This is a genomic window from Adonisia turfae CCMR0081, from assembly GCF_011009555.1.
Taxonomy (GTDB): domain Bacteria; phylum Cyanobacteriota; class Cyanobacteriia; order Phormidesmidales; family Phormidesmidaceae; genus Leptothoe; species Leptothoe turfae.
Window position 1 is genome coordinate 160,483 of the sequence record NZ_QXHD01000004.1, and the last position, 5,294, is coordinate 165,776.

The window sequence follows — 5,294 nt, forward strand, 5'->3', positions numbered from 1 at the left end:
AATCTACCACCCCTATCAGCTGGCGGGCACCACCAGTGATGATTTGGTGGGTAAAACGGTGAACCTTTATGTGGACAACAACCAAAAGCCCATTGCAACAACAACGGTTAATGGGAATAACCAGTGGGCTTTTCAGTCCGTCTTTTTAGCCGTGCCTAAGCCCCAGATGCGTCGGCTGAAGGTGGTTGCGGGGGAGGCTACGGATATGGCGTCTCTAACCCTTACCCCCTACATTGAGAAACATCCAGGGGGCCAGAAGCTTGCGCTTAGTGCCAGTGTTGGGTCTGGAGGGTCAAATCGAGCCAGTGATGTCAAACTTGTCCGCGACCGTTTAGTGGTCCTGGGATATGACTTTGCGGCAGGCAACTCCATGAATAATCTGATCCAGGCTATTCAGCTATTTCAGTCTGCGATCTCAGGCAGTACCACACTTCGAGGTGATGGGCGAGTGGATGTCGGGGGTAAAACCCAGCAGTTTTTAGAAGCCGCGAATGCCCCCAAATGGATGCGGATGCCAGGCCAGGGGGTGGGCTTTTATAACGTGGAAGTGTTAGACCAGCCAGGGGATAGCCATGACTATGGTATCGATTGGATTAGCAATGTGATTCGATCAGCCGGTATTCACTATGAGCTGGCCTATCGTAAAAATCGTTCAGAGATTGCCCCCATGGCCGTTAATGATGTCAGTCTCCCCAAGGGAGGGCGCACGCCGGATCATTCTGGTCATCAAAGCGGCAATGCGGGGGATATCGTGCTACCCCGTAAGGGAGGACGGTTTGGCGGCACAAGATGGTCTAATGCTAACTACGATCGCAATGCAACCGAGGCCATCTTAAAGGCGTTACGAGCACAACCTTGGGTCGATAAGAGGACTCTGTATTTCAACGATCCCGCTCTGATTAGCAAAAGGCTATGCCGACGCGCAGGCGGCCATGATGATCACATTCATTTTGAGATCAATGTGCCCCCGCAGGTCTAATGTGGTTGCTAGTGAGGGCGCTAGGCGCTGACAGGTTGACCAATGTCATGTTGAAAGACGGCATGGACATCTAACAATAGCAGGGTGCGATCGCTGTCCTTATCCTTTTCAGACACAATCGCCATGTGACTAATCCAGTTTGTCTTGTGGTCAAACGGGGGTTCCAGGGATACTGGTTTGAAGAGGGTCAAGGGGAGTTCTATCAAGTCGGGTGGCTCCTCCAAGGCGATGCCCCATAGCTCCTTTTGAGGGGTGCGAACAACCACTAGAAAGGGAGCATGATCAGGTGAGGCTTCAGCCGTCTTACCGACTTCTCTATGTAAATTTAAGAGCCGGACTGTGTGGGAGCCCAACTGCACTAAGCCAATGCCCACAGTTCCCCCTTGAGTAGGGGGTGGGCAGTTAACAATTTTCAGAATGGACATCATGGGCAAGGCAAACCAGTAGCCACCTACGTCAAAGGTGATAAATCGTTCTATCTCTGGTGTGTTGTTATCCATAGGGAGGAGTACAGGGGAGCGGTGGGTCTTCAAGGCGTTTGAAAACGCCCTATCGATAAAAGATGGGGCTATGTTGCGGAATGTTCGCAATTTAATGCTTAAGCGTCCGGCGTTAAGACATTGTTAATGGTTTCAATCAGCTGAGGCATCAAATAGGGCTTGGTTAAATAGTTATCGGCCCCCAAAGACTGAGCCAGGTGACGATGTTTATCCCCTGTTCGGGACGTGAGCATAATCGTTGGCACCGATGCAACGGTTGGGATTCTCTGGCGCGCTCTTAGAAAATCAAAGCCATTCATGCCTGGCATTTCTAAGTCACACAAGATAACTGTCACTGGCGTGTGCTCTAATTTTTGTAACGCCTCATTGCCTTCTTTAGCTTGGATAACCCGATAGCCAGCCTTTTGTAATCCCTGGGCTAGGGTATTACGCACCGTAATGGAATCATCAACGATTAAGATCGATTGTTTCTCTAGAGTCGATGGTTCAGCTTGATGGCCTGGAGGAGGAGAACTTACGGTTGATGTTTGAGAAGACTGTTGTAAAACATTCACCGTTAACAGACTGCCATCAATGACCAGGCTGAGACGACCATTGGGGAGAATGCTACAGCCATAGAAATACTCGGGGGTAAAGGCCATATCTCCCAGGGAGCGAATGACGAGTTCTTGTTCTCCCAAAAGATGATCGCATTCTAGACCCAAGATCTTATCTTGGTGTCGCATAATCAAAATTGGACTGGATATATCGGCTGTCTGGTCTGTTCTTTGCCAATGGCTATGGGGAAGTTTGGCGTTGTAGTTGAGGGCATCTGCAAGGGAAATGACGGGCACTAAATATTCTTTACCTTCCAGCTCCCAGCTCAGCATTTTTCTCTCATTACGGGTACTTAACTGCTCAGGTTTAGGAACGAGAATTTGCTCAATGGCATCGGTCATAAAGGTATATAGTGTTTCACCTGTTTGACAGAGCAACAATCTGGCAATTGTTAAATGAGTCGGAAGCTCCAGGGTGAAACAGGTTTCTTGGTCAGGTTTATGGGTGACCGTCACCCTGCCGTGGAGGGGATATATTTGAGCCCGTACCGCATCGAGCCCAAACCCTCGCCCTGAGATGTCATTAACTTGCGCTGATGTTGAAAAACCTGGCTCAAAGATTAGTTCGCTGATTTGGTCAGATGTTAGTTGTTGAGCCTCATCTGCTGTGATCAGTTGTTGGTAGATCGCTTTTTCCCGAATGCTATCAAGGTTAAGACCACGACCATTATCTCGCACAGTGATGCTGAGGTGGTGCCCTTCTTGTTTTGCGGATAGCGTGATTTTAGCGTCTTCTATCTTTCCCTGCTGTTTACGCTCTGATGCTTTTTCGACACCGTGGTCAAAGGCATTGCGGATCAGGTGCAAGAGGGGTTCATAAAGTTTGTCAGCGATCATCTTATCGACAAGGACATGACCACCTTCAATCAATAGCTCTACGGGTTTGCCTTGTTGAGCCACTAAGCGCCCTAAAACTTGGTGAAAACGTTGAAACACATTGTCGATGGGCTGCATTCTCGCTGTGACCACGGTTTCTCGTAGAGTTTTAATTAACCGCTGCTGTTTTTCAACGGCCTGAGTGTTCTGGCGCACAAACAGTTCAATGGCTTCAGCGTTTTCTATTTGCTGCACTAAGGTGTCCAAGGACGCCTGGACTTGCAGCTGAAGTTCGCTGTAGTTGTCGAATTCTAATGTATCGAACTGGTATTCAGTGCTGCGGGTGGTGGGGTGGGCGAGGGTGCTATTGCTGGCTTGGTTGAGTAATTTGGTTAACTGTTGTTGTTGCTGCTCTAGTCGGTTGAGTAGGGCCTTACTGGCGGTTGCTAATTGCTGATTGTGAAGGGCCTGCCGATTTTGCTGGGTTAATAAATCACCAATGGCATAGTTAATTTGGTCCAGGTGAGCAACGGATATTTTAAGGTTGGAGACATGTAAGGTCGGAATACTGGAGGTTTTAGGAGCCGATCTAGGAACAGGTAAGTCAGATAGTAGGGGGGCATCTGTCCTGGAGTCACTGTTGTCTAAACCAGCCCCCCCCTGGTGGGTTGCAAATAAAGCATTCGTTTCAGCGATCGCAACTGATTCTGACGTTGTCAATAGATCGTCCAATGTCCCTTTGTTGGCTGCTCCTTGCTCAGGAATGGACGGAGGTGAGTTGGGGCGGCGGCTGGGGGCGGCTGTCTGAGGGCCCTGCGATTTAGTCGCAGTTTGATGTTTCGCTGTCGTCCCTGGAATCGGCTGGTTTAAAGCATTCCACACCTGTCCTAACCAATTGTTCTTGGCGGACTTGGGGGGAGTGGCCAATTTTTTGAGCATTAAGCTGGGTTCACCGCCGCGATTGCGATCGCCGTCCAAGACAAGCCGCTGGCCAGCGCGGTAGTCGTCTAGGGCAATCTGGGCAATTTGCACCACCAGATCAGGCCGACACTCCAGTGCTTTGAGCGTGGTTTGAACAATTGCTCCAAACCCTGGCAGATTAAACGACTCGGCTAAACCACCAAAAACATCCGCCTGGGAGCGCAATAAAGACCTAAGATTTTCTGGATCTGGCGTTTCCAGGGCCACTTCTAATTGCCGGAGACGTTGCGTGATGCCTTTCTCAAAAACTGACCGGGTAATATCCACCCCCAGCTCACTCGATGTGGGTAAATAACCATCCTGTCCAAACCGACTGCCCAGATGTTTTTCCAACTTAGAGACCACATCTGCCATGCGCTCCAAAATGCTGGGCTCATCAATCTGGGCCTCTGCTATTTGGGCCGAAAGTAGCAACTGTAAGCAGCCATAGCCCTCAAAAATGAGTGATTCTATGGCAGGAGTGAGGGAGGCATTGGGACTACACAATGCCCTAAACACATTCTCTAGGGAATGGGTGGTTGTTTTAATGTGGTCTAATCCGACACTGGCAGCGGCTCCTTTCAGAGTATGGGCTATTCGCATCAATGCATAGACCTTCTGGACACCAAAATCCTGGCTGAGGGTTTGCAGCTCACCGTCCATTTGCTGAAGCAACTCGGAGGCTTCTTGCAAAAAGTAAGAGGGTACCTGCTGGGAATGCACGGAATCAGAAGTCATCATTCACTGAAAACGAGATTTTTATGGCATGTAAAAGTCTGGTAGCGCCCTGGGATTAGGTTAAACAAAGGACGCTACGATGTTCGACTGTTAGAACACTGATTCAGTGCCCGTACTGGCTTGAAGCGCCTTGGCAGTCGTTAACAGTTGATGAATGGATAGGGTTAACTGTTCTGAATTTTTCGAGGTTTGAGCAGCGGTGGTGGTGGCTTCTGTCACGGTGGCCGTCACCCCCTTAAACTCATCGGCCTGTTGGTGTGTGGCTTCGGTGATTTCCTCAATCAAGTTACTGATCTGGCCGGTAGCTTCTACAATTTCCGTCAAATTACGACGGGTGTCGGTGACCAGATTGGTGCCTTCCGCCACCTGCTGGATACCCGTTTCCATAGCGGTTGAAACCTCTGCGGTACCCACCTGAATTTCCTGCACTAGCTGTTCAATTTCGGTGGCTGCTTCAGCAGATTGTCGGGCTAGCGATCGCACTTCGTCCGCGACAACGGCAAAGCCGCGACCATATTCCCCTGCGCGGGTGGCTTCGATAGAGGCATTCAGTGCCAGTAGCTGGGTTTGAGTGGTGAATTGACTGATCAGACTGACCACCTTCGAGATTTTCTGGGACGACTCACTCAGCCGTTTAATGCGCTGGTTAGTATCGGCTACGGTGGAGCGAATGGTCATGATGCCATCAACCGTGCGGTTCATGGC

The 5,294-nt window shown here is 49.9% G+C and carries 4 protein-coding genes; 1 reads left to right on the forward strand and 3 read right to left on the reverse strand.

Annotated elements, in window-relative coordinates; genetic code table 11:
• A partial coding sequence (locus DXZ20_RS04955; RefSeq protein WP_489670944.1) for a M74 family metallopeptidase occupies window positions 1-979 on the forward strand: 979 nt, incomplete at its 5' end.
• Between the two features lie 20 nt (window positions 980-999).
• On the opposite strand, the gene DXZ20_RS04960 is transcribed toward DXZ20_RS04955, so the two are convergent.
• The 3 genes from DXZ20_RS04960 to DXZ20_RS04970 all read right to left on the reverse strand — a co-directional run.
• On the reverse strand, window positions 1,000-1,479 hold the full coding sequence (locus DXZ20_RS04960) for a chemotaxis protein CheW (protein WP_163664964.1): 480 nt from the start codon (window positions 1,477-1,479) through the stop codon (window positions 1,000-1,002).
• Between the two features lie 98 nt (window positions 1,480-1,577).
• Window positions 1,578-4,592: a hybrid sensor histidine kinase/response regulator gene (locus DXZ20_RS04965; protein ID WP_250565625.1), complete on the reverse strand. Its 3,015-nt coding sequence runs from the start codon at window positions 4,590-4,592 to the stop codon at window positions 1,578-1,580.
• Between the two features lie 87 nt (window positions 4,593-4,679).
• On the reverse strand, window positions 4,680-5,294 hold a 615-nt coding region (locus DXZ20_RS04970; protein ID WP_250565626.1), incomplete at its 5' end, for a methyl-accepting chemotaxis protein.